At 74.1% G+C, this 20,150-nt stretch carries 20 protein-coding genes; 8 read left to right on the top strand and 12 right to left on the bottom strand.

The genetic code is table 11. The features are described 5' to 3' along the window. The 4 genes from IEW07_RS01305 to IEW07_RS01290 all read right to left on the bottom strand — a co-directional run bounded on the left by IEW07_RS01305 (position 1) and on the right by IEW07_RS01290 (position 2,167). Entirely contained in the window at positions 1-462 is a 462-nt protein-coding gene (locus IEW07_RS01305; RefSeq protein ID WP_188534015.1) for an ArsR/SmtB family transcription factor, read from the bottom strand. Between the two features lie 64 nt (positions 463-526). Next, the gene (locus tag IEW07_RS01300; RefSeq protein WP_188534014.1) at positions 527-898 is read right to left on the bottom strand and encodes a fluoride efflux transporter FluC; all 372 of its coding nucleotides are present in this window, start codon (positions 896-898) and stop codon (positions 527-529) included. Next, positions 895-1,380 carry a fluoride efflux transporter FluC gene (locus tag IEW07_RS01295; protein WP_188534013.1) on the bottom strand — a complete coding sequence of 162 codons (486 nt, stop codon included), beginning with the start codon at positions 1,378-1,380 and terminating at the stop codon, positions 895-897. The genes IEW07_RS01300 and IEW07_RS01295 overlap by 4 nt, the downstream gene beginning before the upstream one ends. Before the next feature lie 181 nt (positions 1,381-1,561). Beyond that, on the bottom strand, positions 1,562-2,167 hold the full coding sequence (locus IEW07_RS01290; protein WP_188534012.1) for a TetR family transcriptional regulator: 606 nt from the start codon (positions 2,165-2,167) through the stop codon (positions 1,562-1,564). Between the two features lie 127 nt (positions 2,168-2,294). Between IEW07_RS01290 and IEW07_RS01285 the strand changes: the two genes are divergently transcribed. Beyond that, positions 2,295-3,803: an MDR family MFS transporter gene (locus IEW07_RS01285; protein ID WP_229741479.1), complete on the top strand. Its 1,509-nt coding sequence runs from the start codon at positions 2,295-2,297 to the stop codon at positions 3,801-3,803. Between the two features lie 127 nt (positions 3,804-3,930). On the opposite strand, the gene IEW07_RS01280 is transcribed toward IEW07_RS01285, so the two are convergent. The 7 genes from IEW07_RS01280 to IEW07_RS01250 form a co-directional block, all read right to left on the bottom strand. Further along, on the bottom strand, positions 3,931-4,485 hold the full coding sequence (locus tag IEW07_RS01280; RefSeq protein WP_188534011.1) for a DUF2243 domain-containing protein: 555 nt from the start codon (positions 4,483-4,485) through the stop codon (positions 3,931-3,933). Between the two features lie 114 nt (positions 4,486-4,599). Beyond that, entirely contained in the window at positions 4,600-5,268 is a 669-nt protein-coding gene (locus IEW07_RS01275) for a hypothetical protein (RefSeq protein ID WP_188534010.1), read from the bottom strand. A 383-nt stretch (positions 5,269-5,651) separates the two neighbouring features. Further along, positions 5,652-6,221, bottom strand: coding sequence for a TetR/AcrR family transcriptional regulator (locus IEW07_RS01270; RefSeq protein WP_188534009.1), 570 nt, complete (start codon positions 6,219-6,221; stop codon positions 5,652-5,654). A gap of 109 nt (positions 6,222-6,330) precedes the next feature. Beyond that, positions 6,331-7,209 carry a PP2C family protein-serine/threonine phosphatase gene (locus tag IEW07_RS01265; protein ID WP_188534008.1) on the bottom strand — a complete coding sequence of 293 codons (879 nt, stop codon included), beginning with the start codon at positions 7,207-7,209 and terminating at the stop codon, positions 6,331-6,333. Continuing rightward, positions 7,206-8,351 (bottom strand): adenylate/guanylate cyclase domain-containing protein, encoded by a 1,146-nt coding sequence (locus IEW07_RS01260; protein WP_188534007.1) that lies wholly within the window; start codon positions 8,349-8,351, stop codon positions 7,206-7,208. The genes IEW07_RS01265 and IEW07_RS01260 overlap by 4 nt, the downstream gene beginning before the upstream one ends. Positions 8,352-8,381: 30 nt before the next feature. Further along, positions 8,382-9,014, bottom strand: a complete 633-nt coding sequence (locus IEW07_RS01255) for a hypothetical protein (RefSeq protein ID WP_188534006.1) — start codon at positions 9,012-9,014, stop codon at positions 8,382-8,384. Between the two features lie 2 nt (positions 9,015-9,016). Continuing rightward, positions 9,017-9,916, bottom strand: a complete 900-nt coding sequence (locus IEW07_RS01250) for a biotin--[acetyl-CoA-carboxylase] ligase (RefSeq protein ID WP_188534005.1) — start codon at positions 9,914-9,916, stop codon at positions 9,017-9,019. 145 nt (positions 9,917-10,061) lie between these two features. Between IEW07_RS01250 and IEW07_RS01245 the strand changes: the two genes are divergently transcribed. The 3 genes from IEW07_RS01245 (at position 10,062) to IEW07_RS01235 (ending at position 12,360) form a co-directional block, all read left to right on the top strand. Beyond that, on the top strand, positions 10,062-10,400 hold the full coding sequence (locus IEW07_RS01245) for a YciI family protein (RefSeq protein WP_188534004.1): 339 nt from the start codon (positions 10,062-10,064) through the stop codon (positions 10,398-10,400). 149 nt (positions 10,401-10,549) lie between these two features. Further along, entirely contained in the window at positions 10,550-12,133 is a 1,584-nt protein-coding gene (locus IEW07_RS01240; protein ID WP_188534003.1) for an acyl-CoA carboxylase subunit beta, read from the top strand. Continuing rightward, positions 12,130-12,360, top strand: a complete 231-nt coding sequence (locus IEW07_RS01235; protein ID WP_188534002.1) for an acyl-CoA carboxylase subunit epsilon — start codon at positions 12,130-12,132, stop codon at positions 12,358-12,360. The genes IEW07_RS01240 and IEW07_RS01235 overlap by 4 nt, the downstream gene beginning before the upstream one ends. Before the next feature lie 51 nt (positions 12,361-12,411). Here IEW07_RS01235 and IEW07_RS01230 read toward each other — a convergent pair whose 3' ends face one another. Then, entirely contained in the window at positions 12,412-13,659 is a 1,248-nt protein-coding gene (locus IEW07_RS01230; protein ID WP_188534001.1) for an MFS transporter, read from the bottom strand. Positions 13,660-13,700: 41 nt separating this feature from the next. Between IEW07_RS01230 and IEW07_RS01225 the strand changes: the two genes are divergently transcribed. The 4 genes from IEW07_RS01225 to exaC all read left to right on the top strand — a co-directional run bounded on the left by IEW07_RS01225 (position 13,701) and on the right by exaC (position 20,039). Next, positions 13,701-15,443 (top strand): DUF885 domain-containing protein, encoded by a 1,743-nt coding sequence (locus IEW07_RS01225; RefSeq protein ID WP_188534000.1) that lies wholly within the window; start codon positions 13,701-13,703, stop codon positions 15,441-15,443. 73 nt (positions 15,444-15,516) lie between these two features. Then, entirely contained in the window at positions 15,517-16,941 is a 1,425-nt protein-coding gene (locus tag IEW07_RS01220) for a dicarboxylate/amino acid:cation symporter (RefSeq protein WP_229741478.1), read from the top strand. Positions 16,942-17,094: 153 nt separating this feature from the next. Then, complete coding sequence (locus IEW07_RS01215; RefSeq protein ID WP_188533999.1) at positions 17,095-18,327, top strand: sigma-54-dependent transcriptional regulator family protein; 1,233 nt, start codon at positions 17,095-17,097, stop codon at positions 18,325-18,327. A gap of 167 nt (positions 18,328-18,494) precedes the next feature. Continuing rightward, positions 18,495-20,039 carry an acetaldehyde dehydrogenase ExaC gene (gene exaC, locus IEW07_RS01210; protein ID WP_188533998.1) on the top strand — a complete coding sequence of 515 codons (1,545 nt, stop codon included), beginning with the start codon at positions 18,495-18,497 and terminating at the stop codon, positions 20,037-20,039. Positions 20,040-20,150 lie beyond the last annotated feature (111 nt).

Raw genomic sequence — 20,150 nt, 5'->3', positions numbered from 1 at the left:
TCACCGCTCCTCTCTCGGCTGTGGGTTCCCGGTGGATGGGTCGTGGGTGGACGGATTCTCGGCGGAGGGGATCTCGGTGGACGAGCGGTCAGGGGATGGACGGTCGGCGGACGCGTGGTCGGCGGGCATGCTCCCGGTGAGCACGTCCTCGATGCTCAGGACGCGCCGGCGCCAGAGCTGCTCGTACCGGTCCAGCAGCCGGCCGGCCCTGCGGAGAGCGTCCATGTTGGCCCCCACCATCTGCTCCCTGCCGCGCCGCTGCTTGGTCACGAGCGAGGCGCGCTCGAGCACCGCCACGTGCTTCTGCACGGCGGCGAAGCTCATCGCGTAGTGCCCGGCGAGCTCCGACACCGACTGCTCGCGCTGGAGCACCCGGGTGACGATGTCCCGGCGGGTCGTGTCCGCCAGCGCCTGGAAGAGACGGTCCGTCTCCGCGTCCGTCAGCACATTTTCTACAACCATTTGGTTGTAGATTACTCCGCACCGGGGACCGGGACAAGAGCCGGGCCGCATCGCGGCGCAGACGTCAGAGCAGGGCCTGCCCCAGAGCGATCCCGCCCAGGACCGCCGCCACAGTGAGCACCCCCGTGCCCAGGGCGTTGAGCGCCGCCCGCCGGAGCCGGCCGTCCTGGACCAGGCGCACCGTCTCGACCATGGCGGTGGAGAAGGTGGTGTACCCCCCGCAGAACCCCGCGCCCGCGGCGGTCAGCAGCGGCTCCCCGACGACCCCCGCCGCGGAGGCGCCGACGAGCAGGCCGAGCAGCAGGGACCCGGTGACGTTGACGACGACCGTGGCGACGGGGAAGACGGCGGACCACCGGGAGCGGATCAGCCCGTCGACCACGAAGCGGGTGGCGGCACCGGCTCCGCCGAGGACGGCGACGAGCGCGATGATCACAGGCGGTCCCGCCGGGGCTCGGCCGGGTCCGGCACGCCGGCCCGGTCGGGGTCCAGGGGCAGGCGTCCCTCGCGCCACCGGTGGTGGCGGGCGGCGAGGACGACGCCGGCCAGGCAGGCGAGGAGCCCGCCCAGCATCGAGAGGGCGAAGTAGCCGGCGGCCAGCGCCGTCGACCCGGAGGTCAGCAGGCGCCCGACCTCGAGGGCGAAGGCTGAGAAGGTGGTGAACCCGCCGAGGAGCCCGGTGCCGAGGCCGAGCCGGACCCTCCGCAGCGCCGGCGTCTCGTCGCCGGCCCGGACCAGGGCCTCCAGGAGGAGGCCGAGCAGGAACGCCCCGACCAGGTTCTCGAGCAGCGTCGCGACCGGCCACCCCTCACGGGCGGGCACGGAGGCGCTGAGCCCGTAGCGGGCGAGCGTCCCGGCGGCCCCGCCCACGGCGACCAGCAGGACCAGCCCCGGGCGCAGGTGGGGCTTGCGGCTCATGGACGCCCTCCCGTCGGGTCGGTGTCCGACGACGATACGCCGCCGGTCCCTCCCCGTGCACATCACCGGGCGCATCACCGTGCACATCACCGCGCACGTCACCGCGCACCGGGGAGGCCCCCGGCGTGCCGGCCGGCGAGGAGCGGACGCCTCGGGCACCGTGCGACCGGCGGGCGGGGCCTCAGCCGACGACGCGACGCAGCTCCTCGCGGCAGCGGCGGTACAGCTCCACGGGGTCACCGGCGTCGCCGTGGACCGCGAGCTCGCCCCAGCGCTCCCACGAGGCGCGCCACACGGCCACGGCCACCTCGGCGATCAGCAGGACCGTCAGGGGATCGGTGCCGGCGAGCTGCTCGGCGAGCCGGTCCCGGAGGCGCGCGGCGAGCACCTGGTCCTGCGAGGCGGCCAGGGCCTGGAGGTCGGGCTCCTGGGCCAGCAGCCGCATGACGCGGCGGTGCTCCTGCAGGGCGGGGTCGTTCTCCCCGCCCATCACGGTCTCGGCCATGGCCTCCACGGCGCGCAGGACGGCGTCCGGCTCCGCCCCGGAGACCTCCAGCCCGTCGATCGCCCGGAGCATGCGGCGCTGGCCGGGCAGGGCCGCCTGCTCCTTCGCGGAGAAGTAGCGGAAGAACGTCCGCGGGGAGACGCCGGCGCGCTCGGCGATCTGCTGGACGGTGGTCTCGCGGATCCCCTGCTCCTCGAACAGCTCGAGGGCGGCCCGGTGGATCTCGTCGTGGGTGTCCATCCGGCGCCGGGCGCGCAGGTCGTGGGGGATGTCGTCGTTCATGCGTCCCATTGTGAGCACGCGGCCTCCCGTGAGGATGTGCACATCAGATAATGACACCTTATGCCGCAATGGCACAATGTGCCATCATGAGCTGAAACCCTTCCGAAGACCCAGAAAAAGGTGTCCCATGACGACTGACGTCCACCCCCGGGAGGAGCTCCCGACCGGCCAGATGCGCGCCGTGGCCCAGACCGCCGCCGAGTCCGCGCTGGAGCTCGAGCCGGAGCGTCCCACCACCAGGCACGTGACCATGGTCATCTCGGTGCTGGTGGTCTCCGCGCTGATCATGATCCTCAACGAGACCGTCCTCAGCGTCGCCGTGCCCAACCTGATGGGCGACTTCCAGGTCGGGGCGGCCACCGCCCAGTGGCTGACCACCGGGTTCATGCTCACCATGGCCGTGGTCATCCCCACCACCGGGTGGATGCTGCAGCGCTTCACCACCAAGAGCCTGTTCACCGCCGCGATGCTGCTCTTCCTGGTGGGCACGGCGCTGGCCGCCTTCGCTCCGAGCTTCGCCGTGATCCTGCTGGGCCGCGTCGTCCAGGCCGGCGGCACCGCGATCATCCTGCCGCTGCTGATGACCACCACCCTGACCTACGTCCCGGTCCAGCACCGCGGGACGATCATGGGCCTGAACTCCGTGGTGATCTCCGTGGCTCCGGCCGTCGGCCCCACTCTGTCCGGCATCGTGGTCGACTCCCTGGGCTGGCGCTGGGTGTTCGGGCTGATGCTGCCGATCGCCGCGGTCGTCCTGGTCCTGGGGCTGGTGCTCATCAGGACCACCGGCGAGACCCGCAAGGTCCCGCTGGACGCGTTCTCGATCGTGCTCTCGGCCTTCGCCTTCGGCGGGATCGTGTACGGCCTGGCCTCGATCAGCGCCCTGTTCCAGGGCTCGTGGGCCCCGGTCGCGGCCCTGGCGGTCGGAATGGTCGCCCTGGTGCTGTTCATCACCCGCCAGCTGCGCCTGCAGCGCGCCTCCGACTCCGCACTGCTGGACCTGCGCCCCTTCGCCGTGCACAACTTCCGGATCTCCGTGATCATCGTGATGATCGCCATGGCGACCATGCTCGGCACCGTCATGGTCCTGCCGATCTACCTGCAGAACGGCCTGGGCGTCAGCGTCCTGACCGTGGGGCTCATGCTGCTGCCGGGCGGGCTGATCCAGGGCGTCATCTCGCCGATCGTCGGCCGGATCTACGACAAGGTCGGCCCGCGGCCGATCGTCGTCCCCGGCGCGGTCCTGCTGGCCGGCGGCCAGTGGTGGCTCTCCACCGTCGACGCCGAGATCTCCACCGGGCTCGTGGTCGCCATGCACGTGGTGTTCTGCATCGGCATGGCCATGCTCATGACGCCGCTGATGACCGTGGCCCTGGGCGCGCTGCCCCGCGAGCTCTACGGCCACGGCTCGGCGATCATGAACACCCTCCAGCAGCTGGCCGGCGCGGCCGGCGTCGCGGTGCTCATCGCCGCGATGACCATCGGCGCCGGCGCGTCCGCCTCCGACGGCACGCCCGAGGCCCTCGCCCTGGTGCTGGGCTCCCAGGACGCCTTCGTCGTCGGCGGCATCCTGGGCCTGGTCGCGGTCATCGCCTCACCGTTCGTGCACCGCCTGCGCGAGGACGCCCACCGCTAGGCCGATCTGCCGGAGACGCACCTGGATCCACGGGACGGGCCGGCCGGAGCGTCCGCTCCGGCCGGCCCGTCCCGTTCGTCGCCCCCGGCGGGGAGCAGACAGGCCGACACGGCGCGGGCGGCGGCCGTCACCGCTCGCGGTGCTCCTCGGCTGCCAGGTCGAGGGGGCGGCCCGAGCGCTGGAGCAGCCAGCCGCCGAGGACCAGAAGGGCACCGAGGGCCAGGAAGGCGATGTCGGCCAGGGTCTGGTAGGGCCCGCTGATCACGTGGTGGATCCCGAGGAGGTGGTGGTCGACGACGCCCTCGACCACGTTGAAGACTCCCCACCCGGCCAGGATCCAGCCCCACAGCACCCGGGAGGTCCACACCCGGCCCCCGGAGCGGGTCACCCGGGAGTAGAGCACCGCGAGCCCGGCCAGCACCGCGAGCCAGGTGAAGGTGTGGAAGAACCCGTCCCACAGCGTGTTCATCTCCAGCCCCTGGACGGTGGTGGCCGGGTGGTCCCCGATGTCGATGTTGGCCGTGGCCGCGCTGGTGAGCATGTGGTGCCACTGCAGGACCTGGTGCAGCAGGATCCCGTCGACGAAGCCGCCCAGCCCCACCCCCAGCAGCAGTCCGGGGAGAGCGATGCCCTTCGGCTTCTCGCCGGGCGCCGTGGACGCGGTCCCGTGCCTGCTCGTCATCGGCTGCTCTCCCGTCGGGCATCGTCGTGAGCGGTGGTGCCCCTCACGCTACGCCCGGCCCGGCCCCGCAACCAGAGGCGTGCGGGCTCCGTGACCGGGGCCCGCACGCGGTCCTCAGGCCCCGGACGCGGTCTCCCCCGCGTGCCGGCTCGCCGGCTCCTCGGCGGGACGGTGCGCCGTCCGGGCCGCCCGCGTGGGCGGGGTCGGCGGGATCTGGGAGGTGGGGGCGTCCTCCGAGGGGGCAGAACGCCACTCGTTGCCGAGCACCGCGGTGAGGACCCTGTCCTGCACCAGCAGCAGGACGAGCGTCATGAGGCAGCCGTAGCCGAAGATGCCGATCAGCCACAGCGGGTTCAGGCGCGGCGCCCCCTCGCCCAGCACGGGGTCGAGCATCAGCCACAGCAGGGACTCGACGAAGCCCAGCAGCACCGCCGGGACCACGCCGAAGGGGGTGCGGCCGAGCAGGATGGGGTGGACGGACAGGATCAGGAAGATCACGACGGTCACACCGGCCCCCAGGAGGGCCGCGAGCGGGACGCCCGGCAGGGCTCCGGCCACCAGCATGAACAGACCGGCCCAGCCGACGCCGGCCGCGAAGCTGAGGAACATCCCCAGCAGGGCCCTCGGCGGCGCCTGGAGGGCGAAGAACAGCAGGACCGGGAGGATGAGCAGGCCGGTGTACGGCGCGAACGGGGTCAGGGCCTGGAAGGGGAGCATCAGAACGGTGATCAGGACGGCGCCGAGCGCGGCCTGGATCAGCATTCCCTTGGTCTGGACGGACATGGTCGTCTCTTTCCTCGAAGATGTCGGGGCAACGGGTCCCGGTGTGAGCTGGACAACAATGTAGGGACTCAATAGACATAGCGTCAAGTGAATTGTGTGACCGTGCTTACATGACGCAGGGCGACACGGACGCTCCGGGGGATCTGCGCGGAGCCGCCTTCCCCGGAGGACGGACGGGACCAGGGCCGGGGCGAGGGTCGGTCGGGGTCGGCGGTGCGGACGGCTCCGGCACCTCGTCGGACGCCTCCCCCACCACACCATGGGCAGGTCCGGGCGTGCGAGGCCACGGGCAGGTCCGAGCGTGCGGGGCCACGGCCGGGCCCGCCGCGCGACGGAGGGGCGGAGGCTGCGGGAGGTGGGGTGCGGGGTCTCCGGTGCGGCGTCTACCGCGGCGCCGGCTCGGCCAGCAGCTGCCACCACGAATCGGTCATGAGCTCCAGCGACGCGTCGCGGTCCACGGTCCAGCCGAGGCGCATCCACCGGCGGGAGAAGAACTCGAGCTCGCCGAAGGCCAGCGAGCAGCGGATGCGGCGGGTCGACGGCTCGAACCGGCCGGCCGCGTCGAGGCCCTTCTGCATGTTGTCGATGGCGTCGTCGAACCACTGGTCCACAGTGGACTGGATGTCGGCCTCCGCGGCCGCGGCCTGGTGGGCCACGGTGACGTACGGGCTGATCTCGGCCCACTGGTCGAACTTCCGGTCCAGCCACGTGCGGATGTGCTCGCGGTCGCCCGACTGCACCACCCACGTCAGCGACGGGTCGTCGGCCCGGGTCAGCATCTCGTTGGTGTCGGCGACGAGGGACCGGACCAGGTCCGCCTTCGAGGGGAAGTGCAGGTAGAAGGTCGCCCGGGTCGTGCCGGCGGCCGCGGCGATGTCGTCGACGGTGGTGGCGGCGTAGCCCTTCGTTCCGAAGACCTCCAGCCCCTTGTCGAGCAGGAGCTGCCGGGTCATCTGCTTCTGTGCTTGTCGGAGGCTCGCCACAGCTCCAGGGTAGTGCAACGCCCCGGCCCGCCCGCCCACCGGGAGCGGCCGCCCGTGCGGGGCGTCGTCGCAGGGCCGCTCAGAGGCCGGGGGCGACGTCCCCCGGGCGCACGGCGTCGGCGACGATGACCGTGACGTTGTCCCGCCCGCCCGTGCGCAGGGCGGCCTGCAGCAGGACGTCCGCTGCCTCCTTGGGGTGCGGCACCGTGGCGAGCACCCGGGCCATGTGGGCGGGGCTCAGCTCGTTGGTGAGCCCGTCGGAGCACAGCAGCAGCCGTTCGCCGTGCCGGGCGGGCAGCACCCGCACGTCCGGCTCCCACACCTGCCCCGTGCCCAGGGCCCGGGTGATGACGTTGCGGCGGGGGTGGACGAGGGCCTGCGCGGTGGTGAGCTGCCCGATCGACACGAGGTACTGCACCTCGGAGTGGTCCACGGTCAGCTGCTCGATCACCGGGGCGGATCCCTGGACGTCCGGCGGGAGCAGCCGGTAGGTGCGCGAGTCCCCGGTGTTGAAGACGACCCACAGCATCCGGCCCTCGATCTCCACGAGCCACACGCCGGTCACCGTGGTGCCCGCCCGGCCCTCGCACGCGCTCTGGATGTGCCGGTCGGCCTGCCACAGCACGGAGCGGACCCTGCGGACCGCCTCGACCGCGTCGTTGGGGATCTCGGGGTCGAGCCGCAGCTCCCGCTCCACGGTGGCCCGGAAGCGGGCCACGTCCAGCGGCGGCTCCGGCTCGTCCACCACGAACTCGTGGAAGTCCTCCAGGTCGAACAGCGGCGAGGCCCCGAGCGTGCGCACGCACAGGGCGCTGGCGATCTCCCCGGCCTCGTGCCCGCCCATCCCGTCGGCGACCGCGCACATGGAGGCGGTGACCACCAGGGCGTCCTCGTTGGACTCCCTGCGCAGGCCGCGGTCGGTCGCGGCCCCGGCGCGGATCACGAGGGGGGCGCTCATTCGAAGTCGACCTCCAGCCCGGGGCCCACGCCCTGCGAGAGCGCGACGGGCTGGACGTCCCCGAAGCCGCGCACGTTGCGCGTGGCCTGCGGGATGAGGATGAAGCGCTCGTCCCCGGCGAGCACGGCGGCCGTGGAGGCGTCCACGAGCACCCCGCCCGGCTCGGTGAGCGCCACGAGGCGGGACGCGAGGTTGACCGTGGGCCCGTAGAGGTCGCCGAGCCGTGGCAGCACGCGGCCCCAGACGAAGGCGACGCGGGCCTGCGGCAGCTCCGCGTCGTCGCGGATGGCGCGCGCGAGGGCGAGGGAGATCTGGGCGCCGCCCTGGGGGGTCTCCGCCAGGAACATGACCTCGTCGCCGATGGTCTTGATCAGCCGGCCGCCGCCCACGGCGATCACCTCGGCGCACCGGTTCTCGAAGCGCTGCACCAGGTTCGCGAGGGTGCGCTCGTTCATCTGCCGGGACAGGGAGGTGTAGGAGACGAGGTCGGCGAAGCCCACGCCGCGCGCGAGCGGGAGGATGGTGTCGCCGTCGTCGGCCACGGGGCCCGTCCCTGTCGAGCCGTCGGGGCGTTCCACGCGCATCGCGAGCCGTTGCACGGCGGCGTTCATCTGGCGCCGCCAGGAGTAGACGAGCAGCTTCTCGACGGCCTCGATGAGGTCCGGCAGCAGGTGCAGCAGCTCCCGCCGGGCGGTGGCGTCGGTCATGCCCCCGTGCACGACCATGTCCTCGACGAGGGCCTCGACCTGCCACACGACCATGCGGTCGGTCATCTGCCCGATGGAGCGCACCAGGGACAGCGCGGCCTCCTCGGTGACCTTTTCCTCGACCACCATCGTGGAGAGCACGCGCAGCGCCTCGGAGTCCTGGTCCGTGAACCAGACGTCCTCGTCGGTGAGGTTGGGGAACCCGAGGGCCCGCCACACCTTCCGCGCGGACAGCAGGGACAGCCCGCCCTGGCGGGCGGCCTCGCGGCGGCGCAGCCGGCGCTCGGAGCCCAGCAGGGTCCGCTCGAGGGCGCGCACGGCGGCCTGGGACTCGTCCGAGCGGTACAGGTTGGCCTGGACGGGGTTGTGCAGGTTCAGGTTGAGCTGTTCCGTCTGGGGGCCGATCACCGGCTCCCCCTGCTCCTCACTGGCCACGCGTCACTCCTGTTCCTGGTGGACGGCCCGTCAGACCCACGGTCGGCGCGGGGGGCGGTACGGATCCGGGCGCGGTGCGACGACCGCGTCCCGTCCCACTCTAGTGGGACCCGGCCCGGGCGCGCCCGGCGGCGCGGCCCAGGCGCCCGCGACGCGCTCACGCTCTGCGTCGGCGGCGTCCCGGACGAGCCGGGCGAACTGCCGCGCCTCGGGGGCGTGCTCCAGCCGCAGCCCCCCGAGCCGGCCGAAGTCGGCCACGACCCGCCCGTCGCGGCGGCCGAGGGCCGGGCCGCGCCCCGGCTCCGCGGACACCCGCAGCAGCCCGGCCAGCGGCAGGGACACGGGCGGACCGCCGGGGCGCAGGAGCAGCAGGTGGCGGGTGGTGAGCACGTAGCGGGTCCGCCACCAGCGCAGGACCGGCCGGGCGCAGCGGCGCAGCACCACCCAGGCCGCGGCGACCAGCAGGGCGGCGTCCGCCCAGACGCGGACCGTGGTCCAGGGCTCCGCCACCGGGCGCCAGCGCAGCTCGAGCGCCCGCTGGGCCAGGGAGAGCAGGAAGACGGTCAGCAGCAGGACGAGGAACGGGCGCAGCAACCGCAGCCCGTGGGCGCGGGTCGAGACGAGCACCCGCTCCCCGGCCTGCAGGGCGAACCGGGCGGGCACCGTCAGCCCTCCCCCGCGACGGTGGCCGGGCGCAGGTGCACGACGTCGCCGGCCGTCACCTCGTGCGCCGCGCCGCCGGCGTCGCGCACGAGCAGCCCGCCGTGCTCCCCCAGCCCGGCCGCGGTCCCGACCAGCGCCGGCCGCCCGCCGGGCAGCTCGGCGCGCACCGGGCGGCCGAGGGTCTCCATCCGCTCCTCGACCAGCTCCCGCAGGGTTCCGCCGGGAGCCGTGGCGCCCGCGGGCTCCGCGCAGAACCGCCGGTAGAGCGGCACGAACCGGCCCAGCACGGCCGCCAGCACGTCCCCGCGGGCCACGTCCCGGCCGGCCGCCAGGCGCACGGAGGTGGCCGTGGGCACGGGCAGCTGCTGCTGCGCGACGTTGAGCCCCACGCCCAGCACCACCGCGGGCGGGCGCTCGCCCGCGAGCACGAGCCCGGCGAGCACCCCGGCGATCTTCCGCCCGTCCACGAGGACGTCGTTGGGCCACTTCACCCGCGCCCGGACCCCGGCCACGTCGTCGAGGGCGTCGACGACGGCCGCGGCCATGAGCAGCGTCAGCCAGGGGAAGTGCTGGGTGGGCAGCGGCCGGGGGCGGCCCTCGTCGGGGCGCAGCAGCACGCTGAAGGTCAGCGCCGTGCCCGGGTCCGTGGTCCAGGTGCGGTCCAGCCGGCCGCGGCCCGCGCTCTGGTGCCCGGCGAGCACGAGCGAGAGGTCCGTCCAGGGCCGGTCGGGGCGGGGCCCGCCCGCCGCGGCGCGCGCCTGGCGGGCCGCGGCCTCGGCGAGGTGGTCGTTGGTGGAGCCGACCTCGTCGAGGACGTCGACCCGGCCGAGGCCGAGGCCCTCGAGGGCGGCGAGCGTGGCGGGGGCGCGCAGGTCGGCGCCGGGTCCTCGGGGGTCGGGCACGGTTCTCCTCGGGTGGTCGCTGCTGTGCCGCCGGGCGGGCGCCGCGTAGGCTCGGATCACATCCACAGTAGTAGCCGGGCCGCCCGGGAACCGCCTGGGCGTCCGGCCCGGGCGGACCGGCCCCGGCCCGGACCCAGGAGCGCCCGTGAGCACCGCAGAGACCACCCCCGAGAACGCCGCGGGCAGCACCGCGGAGAACCGCACGACCTTCGCCGTCACCTACGTCTACGGCGGCCCCGCCGACGTCCTGGCCGCGCGCCGCCCGGAGCACCGCGCGTACCTGGGCGGGCTCGTGGAGCAGGGCCGGATCCTCGCGTCCGGGCCCTTCGACGACGACGGCGCCGCCGGCGCCCTGCTGGTGTTCTCCGCCGCGGACACCGCCGAGGTGGAGCGGCTCACGGACGAGGACCCGCTGGTGCGCCACGGCGTGGTCACCGAGCGGACGGTCCGGCCCTGGAAGGTCGTCCTCGGCCGCGTGGGCTGAGGCCTCGCCCGTCCCGCGGCCCCGGATTTTGTAGGACTCCTACAACGGGGCCGTGTGGGCGCCGGATTAGAGTGGGAGGGTCCCCAGACCGCCCCGGACGGGGCCACCGCACCCGTCCGGCACGGCCGCGTACCAGACCACGAGGTGCCATGACCCACGACCTGACGACCACCGCCGGCAAGATCGCCGACTTCCACGACCGCCGGGCGCGCGCCGAGGCCCCCGCGGGGCAGGCGGCGATCGACAAGCAGCACTCCCGGGGGAAGAACACGGCCAGGGAGCGCGTGGAGATGCTCCTGGACGAGGGGTCCTTCGTGGAGTTCGACGCCCTGACGGTGCACCGCTCGACCGCGTTCGGCATGGCCTCCAAGAAGCTGCCCGGCGACGGCGTGGTCAGCGGGTACGGCACCGTCGACGGCCGGCTCGTGGCGGTGTACTCCCAGGACTTCGCCGTCTTCGGCGGCTCCCTGTCCCAGGTCAACGGCGAGAAGATCGTCAAGGTGCAGAAGTTCGCGCTGCGCAACGGCTGCCCGGTGGTCGGCATCAACGACGGCGGCGGGGCGCGGATCCAGGAGGGCGTGGCGTCCCTGGCGATGTTTGCGGACATCTTCAACATGAACGTGCGCTCCTCCGGCGTGGTCCCCCAGATCTCCCTGATCATGGGCCCCTGCGCCGGCGGCGCCGCGTACTCCCCCGCCCTGACCGACTACATCGTCATGGTGGACAAGACCTCCCACATGTTCATCACCGGGCCCGACGTCATCCGCACGGTCACGGGCGAGGAGGTGGACATGGAGACCCTCGGCGGGGCGCGCCAGCACAACACCACCACCGGCACCGCGACCTACCTGGCCGAGGACGAGCAGGACGCCTTCGAGTTCGTGCACGAGCTTCTCGAGTTCCTGCCCGCGAACAACCTGCAGGAGGCGCCCCTGCTGGACCACGACCAGGAGGACGAGGTCACCGACGCCGACCTCGCCCTGGACGACCTGGTCCCCGACTCCGCCAACCAGCCCTACGACATGCGCTCGGTGATCGAGTCCGTCGTCGATGACGGGCACTTCCTCGAGATGCAGGCGCTCTACGCGCCCAACGTCATGATCGGCTACGCCCGCGTGGAGGGCCACACCGTGGGGGTCGTGGCCAACCAGCCGATGCAGTTCGCCGGCACCCTGGACATCGCGGCCTCCGAGAAGGCCGCCCGGTTCGTGCGCCACTGCGACGCGTTCAACGTCCCGATCCTCACGTTCGTGGACGTGCCCGGGTTCCTGCCGGGCAAGGACCAGGAGTTCAACGGCATCATCCGCCGCGGCGCCAAGCTCCTCTACGCCTACGCCGAGGCCACCGTCCCCCTCGTCACCCTCATCACCCGCAAGGCCTACGGCGGGGCCTACATCGTGATGGGCTCCAAGAAGCTCGGCGCCGACGTCAACCTCGCCTGGCCCACCGCGCAGATCGGCGTGATGGGCGCCCAGGGCGCCGTGGAGATCCTCTACCGCCGGGACCTCAAGGCCGCCGCGGACGACGGCGAGGACGTGGACGCGCTGCGCGCCGAGCTCGTGCAGAAGTACGAGGAGGAGCTGCTCAACCCCTACCAGGCCGCGGAGCTGGGCTACGTGGACGCGGTCATCGCCCCCTCGGAGACCCGGGTGCAGGTGCTCAAGGCCCTGCGGGCGCTGCGCGACAAGCGCGCCTCGATGCCCGCCAAGAAGCACGGGAACATCCCCCTGTGAGCGCCCCGGAGCCCGCGGAGGGCGTGCCGGCCCTGCGCTTCGTGGCCGGCAGCCCCACCCCGGAGGAGATCGCGGCCGTCACCGCGGTCCTGCTCGCCCGTCACGGCCAGGACGAGGAGGGTGCCCGGGGCGGCGAGGGGCGCCGCTCCCAGTTCCGCCGGATGCGCCTGGGCCTGCGGCTGCGCCCGGGCGGCGGCGCCTGGCGGCGCACCCGGCCGGAGGACTGACCCCGCGCGCCCTGCACCGCGCGCCCCGCACCGGGCGCCCTGCGCCCGGTCTCAGCGCTCGGCGGGCAGGCGCCGGGAGACCACCAGGGCCGCGGCGATCCCGGCGAGCGCCAGCGCGCCCGTGACGGTCCACGTCGCGTCCCACGTCCCCGTCGCCTGCGCCACGGCGGCCACGGCCGGCGGCCCCGCGAACTGGCCCAGCGCGTTGAGCTGCTGGCCCAGGCCCAGGCTCGTCGCCACCGTGGTGGGGGTCGGGGCCACCCGCATGAGGCTCGCGATCGCCGTCGTCGGCACCACGCCCCCCACCGCGGAGAAGACGAGGACCGCGCCGTAGCGCGCGCCGAAGCGCAGGCCGGGGTCCAGGTACGGCGCGAGCCCGAAGGCGACCACCGCGGCCAGGCCGAGGACCGCGAACCCTACGACCCACAGCACGACCGGCCGCACCCCGCGCTGCAGGGCCCGGCCCGCCGCCACGTTGCCCACCACGTTGACGCCGGCCGCGAGGGCGCTGAGCCCGGCCGCGGCCGTCGCCGCGATCCCGGCCTCGGCGTACATCGAGGGCAGGAACTGCACCACGCCGTTCCACTGGGCGGTGTAGAGGCCGAAGACCAGGGCCACCAGCCACGGCCCCGGCGAGCGCAGGGTCAGCCCGAGCCGCTCCCGCACCCCGTGCACCACCGCGTGGGCCGGGTCCGGCGGGAGCACGGCGAGCACGACCGCGCCCAGCCCCAGCGAGCACGCCGCGGCGGCCCCCCACCACGCGCGCCAGCCCAGCGCCTCGCTCAGCAGCCCGCCCAGCAGCAGGGACAGGGCCGCGGCCACGGGGATGTGGCAGCCCCACAGGCCCACGAGCAGGGACACCCGCCCGGGCGCCACGGTCCGCCGGATCAGGGCCGGAGCGCAGATGGACACGAGCATGAAGCCCACGCCCTCGAGGACCCGGGAGCCCAGCAGCGTCCCGTACCCCGTGGAGAGCAGGCCGAGCACCGACCCCGTGGTGAGCAGGCCCAGGCCCAGCAGCAGCCCGCGGCGCAGCCCGATGCGGTCCCCGAACAGGCCCACCACGGTGCCCAGCAGCATCCCGGCGACCTGCACGGTGGAGAGCAGGAACCCCGCCTGCACCAGGCTCAGGCCCAGCTCGGCGGACAGCCCCGGCAGCGCGGGGGCCAGCTTCCACACGTGCAGGGCGGCGACGACGCCGGCGGCCACGACGAGCAGGGCGGGCCCCGTCCCCGCGGTGCCGGAGGGCGCGGCGGGGAGGGCCGGCGCAGGGGCCGGGGGCGGCACAGGAGTGGTCATGCTCCGCAGTCTAGGGACGGGCCGGGACTACTGTGACCTTCATGACCGCCCATCTCTCCGCCACCACCCCCTCGCCGGGCCCGGAGCCGGCACCCCTCGGCACGTCCCACCGCGCGCCCACGGCGGTGGACGCCGTGGCCGAGCGCTGGTTCCGCCGCACCATGGAGCTCGACCCCGCCCAGGCCACCGTCCACGGCTTCCCCGGGCACGAGACCGAGTACCGGGACTTCGGGCCCGAGGGGCAGGACGCGTACGCCGACGCCGCGGCCGGCGCGCTCGCCGAGCTGGCCCGCACGGAGCCGGCGGACGACGTGGACCGGGTCACGGCGCACGCCATGCGGGAGCGGCTGGGCCTGGAGCTGAGGCTCCACGACGAGGGGCTCAGCGGCTGGGCCGTGAACAACATCTCCTCCCCCGTCCAGGAGATCCGCGGCGTCTTCGACGACCTGCCGCAGGAGACCCCCGAGCAGTGGGCGCACATCGCCGGGCGGCTGCGCAACGTCCCCGCCGCCGTGGACTCCTACCTGCGGGCGCTGCTGGACGCCCGGGCCCGCGGCCGCACCGCCTCGGTCGTCCAGCTGCACAACGCGGCCCGCCTGTGCACCGGCTACGCCTCCCGCACGGGATCCTTCGCCCAACTGGTGCGGGACCCCCGGGTGCCGGCCGGTCTCCACCAGGAGATCGCGGACGGGGCCGACGGCGCCCGCCGCGCCTACCTGCGCCTGGCCGCGGCGCTGCGCGAGGAGATCGCCCCCGGCGCCCGGGAGACCGACGCCGTGGGCGAGGACGAGTACCGCCTGCGGCTGCAGGAGTCCCTGGGGGCGGTGCTGGACCCCCGGGAGGTCTACGCCTGGGGCGTCGAGCACCTGCGCGAGATCGTGGCGGAGCAGGAGCAGCTCGCCCGCCGGATCGCCCCCGGCGCGACCGTCAAGGGGGCCATGGCCGCCCTCGACGCCGATCCGGCCCGCCGGCTGCACGGCACCGACGCTCTGCGGGCGTGGATGCAGGACCTCTCCGACGCCGCCGTGGAGGCGCTCGCGGACACCCACTTCGAGATGACCGGGCCCATGCGCCGGCTCGAGTGCCGCATCGCCCCCACCCGGGACGGCGGGATCTACTACTCGATGCCCAGCGCCGACTTCTCCCGGCCGGGGCGCATGTGGTGGTCGGTGCCCGAGGGGACGGAGAGCTTCGCCACCTGGGAGGAGACCACGACCGTGTACCACGAGGGCGTGCCGGGCCACCACCTCCAGTTCTCCACGGCCCTGGCCAACTCCGGGGAGCTCAACCTGTGGCGTCGCGCCGGCCTCTGGGTGCCGGGCCACGGCGAGGGCTGGGCCCTGTACGCCGAGCGGCTCATGGACGAGCTGGGCTTCCTCGAGGACTCCGGGGACCGGATGGGCATGCTGGACGCTCAGCGGCTGCGCGCAGCACGGGTGGTCTTCGACGTCGGCTTCCACTGCGGCCTCCCGGTCCCGGCGGAGCTGGGCGACGCGCTCGGCGGTGCCCGCCCCGGCGCGGTGTGGAGCCCCGAGGACGGGTGGCTGTTCCTGCGCGAGAACATCGCGATGAACGACGCCACCCTGCGCTTCGAGTGGATGCGCTACATGGGCTGGCCGGGTCAGGCGCCGTCCTACAAGGTGGGCCAGCGGCTCTGGGAGCAGATCCGGGACGAGGCCCGCGCCGCGGCCGGACCGGCGTTCCGGCTCAAGGACTTCCACACGCAGGCGCTGCGGCTGGGCTCCCTGGGCCTGGACACCCTGGAGTACGCCCTGTCCCTGTGACCTCCGTCTCCGTGGCGTCACATTTCGTCACCGCGAGTCCGCGGGATATGGTGCGGGGCCCTAAGGTGGACGGATGATTTCCACAGAAAGCATCCGGCGGCTGCCCCGGTGGACGACCTCCTTCGGCCCGCAGATCGTCCTCGCCCTCGTGCTCGGCGTCGTCCTGGGCACCGCGGCCGACGCCCTCGGCGGCGACCCCGAGACGGACCCCAACTGGCTGATGACCGCGCTGGACACCATCGGCTCCAGCTACGTCAGCCTGCTCAAGGCCGCCGTCGTCCCCCTGATCGTGACCGCCGTGATCTCCTCCATCGCGAACCTGCGGGAGGTCTCCGACGCGGCGCGCCTCGCGTGGAAGACCCTGCTCTGGTTCGGCATCACGGCCCTGATCGCGGTCCTCGTGGGGCTCGCGCTGGGCCTGGTGGTCCAGCCCGGCGCCGGGACCGGCGCCGCCGCCCCCGCGGAGTCCTACAGCGGGACCCAGGGCTCCTGGCTCGCGTTCCTGACCGGCCTCGTCCCGGCGAACTTCCTGGGCCTGCAGGTCTCCTCCACCGTCGTGGACGCGGAGACCGTGCGGACCGCCGTGAACTTCAACGTCCTGCAGGTGCTGGTGGTCTCGGCCGCCGTGGGCATCGCCGCGCTCAAGGTCGGCCCCGCCGCCGAGCCGTTCCTCGCCGTCGTCCGCTCGGCGCTGGCGATCGTGCAGAAGGTCGTGTGGTGGATCATCCGCCTCGCCCCGCTGGGCACGCTGGGCCTCATCGGCCGGGCCGTGTTCGAGTACGGCTGGACGTCGATGGGCGGGCTGCTGGCCTTCGTGGCCACGGTCTACGCCGGCCTGCTGGTCGTGGCCTTCGTGGTCTACCCGGTGCTCGTGCGGGCGCACGGGCTGAGCGTCCGGCAGTACTTCTCCGGCGTCTGGCCGGCCGTGCAGCTGGGCTTCGTCTCCCGCTCCTCCGTCGGCGCCATGCCCCTGACCCAGCGCGTTACCGAGCGCAGCCTCGGCGTGCCCCGGGCCTACGCGTCCTTCGCCGTGCCGCTCGGCGCGACCACCAAGATGGACGGCTGCGCCGCGGTCTACCCCGCGATCGCGGCCCTGTTCGTCGCGCAGTTCTACGGCATCGACCTGGACGTCACGCACTACGTGCTGATCGCGCTCGTGTCCGTGCTCGGCTCGGCCGCCACCGCCGGCACCACCGGCGCGACCGTCATGCTCACCCTCACCCTCTCGACCCTGGGCCTGCCCCTGGACGGCGTCGGCCTGCTGCTGGCCGTGGACCCGATCGTCGACATGGGCCGCACCGCGCTCAACGTGGCCGGCCAGGCCCTGGTGCCCACCCTCGTGGCCCAGCGCGAGGGGATCCTGGACCGGGAGCTCTACGACGCCCCCCGCACCGGGGACCCCTTCGCGCCGGAGGCCCCGGAGACCGCGGCCGCCCCGGGGACGGGCGCCCCGGAGGCGCCGGCCGATCCCCTCGGCGCCCCCGCCGGGGGGCGCTGACCGGCCCGCCCGGCCCGCCGAGGGGCGGGGAGCTGTGGGAATGCCCGACGCATCCCGGCAGTTCCCCGCCCCTCGCCCGTCGTGGACACGTCAGCGGCTACCCTGGGACCCGGAGCGAGACCCGGATCACACCGCACGACGGAGGCGAGGAGCATGGGCGCACGGGCCCAGGGGCCGACGACGACGGACCCGCTGCTGCGGCTGTCCTGGGCCCGGTCCCTGGAGACCCTCGCGACCCCGGAGCGCTGCGCGCCGCAGGTCGTCCTGGACCGGGGCGACGTCCGCGAGGCGCGGGCACCGCTGCGCCTGCTCCTGCCCGTGCTCGACGAGCTGCTCACGCCCCTGGCCGAGGAGACCGGCCTGGTCGTGGCGGTCACCGACCCGGCCGGCGTGCTGCTGCGGGTCGGCGGTGCCGCCGCCACCCGGCGCCGGGCCGAGGCGATGGGCTTCGTCGAGGGCGCCGACTGGTCCGAGCTCGCCGTGGGGACCAACGCCCCCGGCACCGCGCTCGTGCTGCGCCGCCCGGTGACGGTCCGCCGGGAGCAGCACTTCTACCCCGAGGCCCGGCCGTGGTCGTGCACGGCCGCCCCGCTGCTGCACCCCCTGACCGGGGAGCTGCTGGGCGCCGTGGACCTGACCGGCGGGGACACGGCCGCGGATGCCTCCACCCGCGCCCTCGTCGGCGCGGCCGTGCGGGCGGCCCAGGCCGAGCTCGCCCTGGCCCTGCGCGGCCGGCCACCCTCCGCGGCACCGCCCCGCCGGACGACCCCCGGCGCGGGCGCCCGCGCGGTCCCCGCGGCCGGTACGGGGGCCCGGCTGCGGGTCCTGGGACCGGGCGCGCCCGCGCTGGTCCTGCGCGGCCAGGCGCTCGAGCTCACGGAGCGGCACGCCGAGATCCTGCTGGTCCTCTCCCGCTCCGCGGCGGGACTGAGCACCGCCGAGCTCTCCGACCGGCTGTGGGGCGGCCGCGTGCAGGAGACCACGGTGCGCGCCGAGGTGCTGCGGCTGCGACGGCTGCTGGAGCGGGCCGGGGGCCCCACGGTGGACTCGCGCCCCTACCGGCTCGCGGCGGCGCTGCCGTCGGACGCCGGGACGGTCCTGGACCTGCTGGCCCGCGGCGCCCACCGGCGGGCCCTGCGGGAGTATCCCGGGACGCTGCTCCCCCGCTCGGAGGCCCCCTGGGTCGCCGAGCTTCGCCACCGACTCTCCGCGCTGCTGCGGGACGCCGTCCTCACGGACGGCTCCGCCGAGGCCGTCCGCCAGTACCTCGCCCTGCCGGAGGCCGCCGACGACGCCGAGGCGTGGGCGCTGCTGCTGCGCCTGCTGCCCGCCCGCTCCCCGGTCCGGGCGGAGGCCGTGCGCGAGCTCGAGAGACTGCGCGCCTGAGCCCCCGCCGCGCCACCCCGTCCCGTTCTGCCGCGGGCCCCGCCTTGTCCGCCGCCGCGCCGAGGGCCGTGCAACGTGCGTGCAACGTGGCGGCGCGTAGCGTGATCCGCATCACACACAGTGTGCGGCGGACCCGCGCACCCGGGCACGAAACGGAGTCTGCTCCCATGACCGTTGACGTTCAGTCCAGCACCACCTACGCGCAGCCGGGCACCGAGGGCTCGAAGGTCACCTTCAAGCCCCGCTACGACCACTGGATCGGCGGCGAGTGGGTCGCCCCCGTGAAGGGCCAGTACTTCGAGAACATCTCGCCGGTCAACGGCAAGCCGTTCACCGAGGTCGGCCGCGGCACCGCCGAGGACATCGAGGCGGCGCTCGACGCCGCGTGGGCCGCCGCCCCCTCCTGGGGCAAGACCCCGGTCGCGGAGCGCGCGCTCGCGCTGCACCGGATCGCCGACCGGATGGAGCAGAACCTCGAGATGCTCGCCGTCGCCGAGACCTGGGACAACGGCAAGCCCGTCCGCGAGACGATCAACGCCGACCTCGCCCTGGCCGTCGACCACTTCCGCTACTTCGCCGGCGCCATCCGCGCCCAGGAGGGCACCCTCTCCCAGCTGGACGACAGCACGACGTCCTACCACTTCCACGAGCCGCTGGGCGTGGTGGGGCAGATCATCCCCTGGAACTTCCCGATCCTCATGGCCGTGTGGAAGCTGGCCCCGGCGCTGGCGGCGGGCAACGCCGTCGTCCTCAAGCCCGCGGAGCAGACCCCGGCGTCGATCCTGGTGTTCGTCGAGCTGATCGCCGACCTGCTGCCCCCGGGCGTGATCAACGTGGTCAACGGCTTCGGCGTGGAGGCCGGCAAGCCGCTCGCCTCCAGCCCGCGGATCCGCAAGATCGCGTTCACCGGGGAGACGACCACGGGCCGGCTCATCATGCAGTACGCGTCCCAGAACATCATCCCGGTCACCCTGGAGCTCGGCGGCAAGTCCCCGAACATCTTCTTCGAGGACGTCGCCGCGCGGCAGGACTCGTTCTACGACAAGGCCCTCGAGGGCTTCGCGTTCTTCGCCCTCAACCAGGGTGAGGTCTGCACCTGCCCCTCCCGCGCCCTGATCCAGGACTCGATCTACGACCAGCTGCTGGGCGACGGCCTCGAGCGCGTGAAGGGCATGGTCCAGGGCAACCCGCTCGACCTCAACACCCAGGTCGGCGCGCAGGCGTCCAACGACCAGCTGCAGAAGATCCTCTCCTACATCGACATCGGCAAGCAGGAGGGCGCCAAGGTGCTCGTCGGCGGCGAGCGCAACGAGCTCGCCGGCGACCTCGCCGACGGCTTCTACGTCAGCCCCACGGTGTTCGAGGGCCGCAACTCGATGCGCATCTTCCAGGAGGAGATCTTCGGGCCGGTGCTGTCCGTGACCCGGTTCTCGGACTACGCCGAGGCCATCAGCACCGCCAACGACACCCTCTACGGCCTGGGCGCCGGCGTGTGGGCCCGCAACGGCAACCTCGCCTACCGCGCGGGCCGGGACATCGAGGCCGGCCGCGTGTGGGTGAACCAGTACCACAACTACCCGGCGCACTCGGCGTTCGGCGGGTACAAGTCCTCGGGCATCGGCCGCGAGAACCACCTCATGATGCTCGACCACTACCAGCAGACGAAGAACCTCCTGGTGTCCTACTCCGAGGACGCGCAGGGCTTCTTCTAGGCCTTCCGGCGGGCCCCTCCCAGGGCCCCGGACCGGCCGCGGAGGGGGGCGGCGGAGGGGCGGCGCCCGCGCGGGCGCCGCCCCTCCGCCGCGCCTGCCGACCGGCAGGCG

The sequence above is a fragment of the Kocuria dechangensis genome (genome assembly GCF_014636775.1).
GTDB classification, from domain to species: Bacteria; Actinomycetota; Actinomycetes; order Actinomycetales; family Micrococcaceae; genus Kocuria; species Kocuria dechangensis.
The sequence above is the reverse complement of the archived record's forward strand: the minus strand, read 5'-3'. Positions and strand labels throughout refer to the sequence as shown.